Source organism: uncultured Clostridium sp. (assembly GCF_934754915.1).
GTDB lineage: Bacteria > Bacillota > Clostridia > Clostridiales > Clostridiaceae > Clostridium.
Map to the genome: position 1 here is coordinate 1 of NZ_CAKVKB010000273.1, position 2,682 is coordinate 2,682.

The 2,682-nt window shown below is 34.8% G+C and carries 5 protein-coding genes; all 5 read right to left on the bottom strand.

What is annotated here, in order from left to right; all coding sequences use genetic code 11:
* Window positions 1-164 (bottom strand): HU family DNA-binding protein (locus Q0F58_RS19730; protein WP_367118221.1); only part of this gene is annotated, 164 nt, incomplete at its 3' end.
* A 30-nt stretch (window positions 165-194) separates the two neighbouring features.
* On the bottom strand, window positions 195-1,193 hold the full coding sequence (locus tag Q0F58_RS18700) for a metallophosphoesterase (protein ID WP_294379457.1): 999 nt from the start codon (window positions 1,191-1,193) through the stop codon (window positions 195-197).
* A 179-nt stretch (window positions 1,194-1,372) separates the two neighbouring features.
* On the bottom strand, window positions 1,373-1,555 hold the full coding sequence (locus Q0F58_RS18705; RefSeq protein WP_294379459.1) for a hypothetical protein: 183 nt from the start codon (window positions 1,553-1,555) through the stop codon (window positions 1,373-1,375).
* Window positions 1,556-1,572: 17 nt separating this feature from the next.
* Window positions 1,573-2,274: a PhoH family protein gene (locus Q0F58_RS18710; RefSeq protein ID WP_294379462.1), complete on the bottom strand. Its 702-nt coding sequence runs from the start codon at window positions 2,272-2,274 to the stop codon at window positions 1,573-1,575.
* A gap of 1 nt (window position 2,275) precedes the next feature.
* A partial coding sequence (locus tag Q0F58_RS18715) for an ATP-dependent Clp protease proteolytic subunit (RefSeq protein ID WP_294379464.1) occupies window positions 2,276-2,682 on the bottom strand: 407 nt, incomplete at its 5' end.

The following is a 2,682-nucleotide window of genomic DNA, read 5'->3' on the forward strand; positions in this document are numbered from 1 at the left end:
CTCTTGTGCTTTTCAAAAGAACCAAAACCAACGAAATTTACTTTTTCGCCAGCAGCGACACAATCAACAATAGTATCCAGAATTACTGTAAGTGTTTCATCAATCTTTTCCTTAGAAAGTTCCGAGTTCTCTCTAACCTTTGTAATAAATTCAGCCTTTGTCATATATTTTAATTCCTTTCAATATCAATCAATTTAGTCTGCAATCAGACTGTAAATACACCGATCAGAACCATCGTAAATAATAAAGTTCTGACTTGGCTTTGTTATTTTACGCAATGAAACAGCGTAATCGTCACTTCTACAAAGATTACCATTAACAGTAACAAACACATCACAATCGTTTATATCCTTATAAGAATGTGTATGTCCAAGGTGAATTTCCTTTGGAAGTTTCTTATATACATTTGTAAAATCAGAAATTACAGTAGCAAGTTTATCATTCTGACCGTGTGCAACACAAATCAGATCGCCATTAATTTCATAAGATGCAAAATCAAGACCGTGAGATGTAATAAGAGTTACACGCTTATCGAGTCTAAGTCTAAGAAATTCAGGAATAAGCATCTCGAAATTTTCAGCTGTCGCACAATTACGCTTGTCACTCCATACCCGACCATGATTACCTAATGTAGTAACTACCTTAACATTTTCATAATAGGGGATAAGCTTGTTTATACCCTGTGCAAGAAGTTCTGAAACATCTACTATCTGAGTGATAATATCCGCTTCTTCAACATTTCTCGACGACATATTTATAATTCCGTCCAGCATATCACCATTTATTTCAACAATAAGGTCTGTAACACCGTGTTTCTTACTTTTATCAATAACCTTATCTGCAATGATATTTGCACGTTCAATAGCAACATCTAAATCATAATAATTCCACTGATTATCTATTAGCTTACCATAATGCCAATCTGAAAACTGTGCAATACCATAGACTCTTTCTGATTTTGTGCTTGACTTAAAATCATTCAGCTTAATAGGTCTTAAATTCTTGATTTCTTCTTTGAGAACGTCTGTAAGCGTTTCAAATCTTGCTTCATCACGCAGAATTTTTCTTTTTTCTCTAAGAATATCTGCATTTTTGCAGCGTTCCTTATATACTTCGTTTCTTAAAATTTCAAGACGTTCCTGTTCCTCAGTAGAACAACCCTCGGCAATCTTATTGATGAAATACTTATACACAGCATATCCACCATAGCGACCACCAGTAAATGATTTTCTAAGTACATCTGGGTGTGTATTAGTGCCTAAATCATCAACCATATCCACCCAAGTCTTATTATTCAGAGGATTATCTACCTTGTCTACAAGATATTCAAGTTCCTCTTCGTATGTAGAAAAATTTATATGAAGCCCTCCCTTTACAGTTCCTCACCATAAGAAACTGAAATCTTAACATCAGGCTTGCCTACAAAATCCTTAATAAAGTCAGCGAGTACAACAGGTTCATCCACATCTTCTACTTCGATAGTGATAATACCGTCATCAGCAGAAATTAAACCCTTCACGTCACAAGAATATTTCTTATTAATTTTTGAAGCCATTTATTTATATCTCCTTATTATTCTAATTCATCTGCATAATTACTTATCCAACCACGATAATTGTGCGTGAGTTGACACACGGCACACCTTTCATTTTTTGCAAAATGATTAAGATAGCGCACAAAACCGCTGTTTTGCGGATTACTATATAAGTCAATCTGTCCTGAATGACCTATAACGATCACCTTACAATTATCGTGTATTCTTGTAAGTACCTTTTTCAATTCGTCAGTGTAGTAATTCTGCGCCTCATCGATAATTAAGATTTTATTTTCAAAATTACAGCCACGCAAAAACGTGTGTGTCATACATTCTATATATGCCGTACCGTTCTTTTCATTAATTATGTCTGAATACATAGCTGTATTTAAATTTACACCTATCTTCTCCAAAGCTTGATAAAAAGGCTCAAAATAGGGTTCACTCTTCTCTTTAATAGAACCCTTGAGGAAGCCCTGCTTTTGTTCTTGTGTAGGAGCAGCAATGAATACAATACCCTCATATCTTCCAAATTTAACAAGAAGGTCTGCTGTTGCAGTAGCTATCGTTGTTTTACCTGTTCCTGCCCTTGCATTACAAAACACTATAAGTTTATCTTTGTTCCAAATAGCATCTCTAAATGCCTTTTGTTCATCATCAAGCGTCAATCCAAAGAAAGGATTATCTTCTAATGTTTCTGGTGGATTGTCATATGTAATAGAAATTGTTTTTCTTCCCATATCAAAGCACCTCGTCCAAGGAACAATCTACACCAATAATATAATCAGTAAAACCATATTTCTTTGCTTCATCGGCATAAGTGTAAAATTCTACACGATAATTTTCGTCATATTCCTTTTCAGTGAGGTTACTGTGTTCAATAACATATTCCTTAATCCTTTGTTCACGCTTTTCTTGGAATTTAAGCTGATCTTTGCACTTTGCAGAACTATCCCACACAAAATTCTGTCCATCGTGAAGAAGAAAAGTTGCATTTGGCATAGCATAACGCTTATGTCCTGCAAGACCAATAAGAAATCCCATACTATACTGATATGCAAGGTTTATCGTATATACGGGCGTTTTACTGCTTAGAATAACATCTATAATTCCAAATCCATCTATAACAGACCCTCCGACAGATGTAC

What these genes read in the sequence shown, in the direction of transcription:
- Q0F58_RS18705 (WP_294379459.1), bottom strand. Translation starts at nt 1,555, where the DNA reads ATGGCTTCAAAAATTAATAAGAAATATTCTTGTGACGTGAAGGGTTTA.
- Q0F58_RS18710 (WP_294379462.1), bottom strand. Translation starts at nt 2,274, where the DNA reads ATGGGAAGAAAAACAATTTCTATTACATATGACAATCCACCAGAAACA.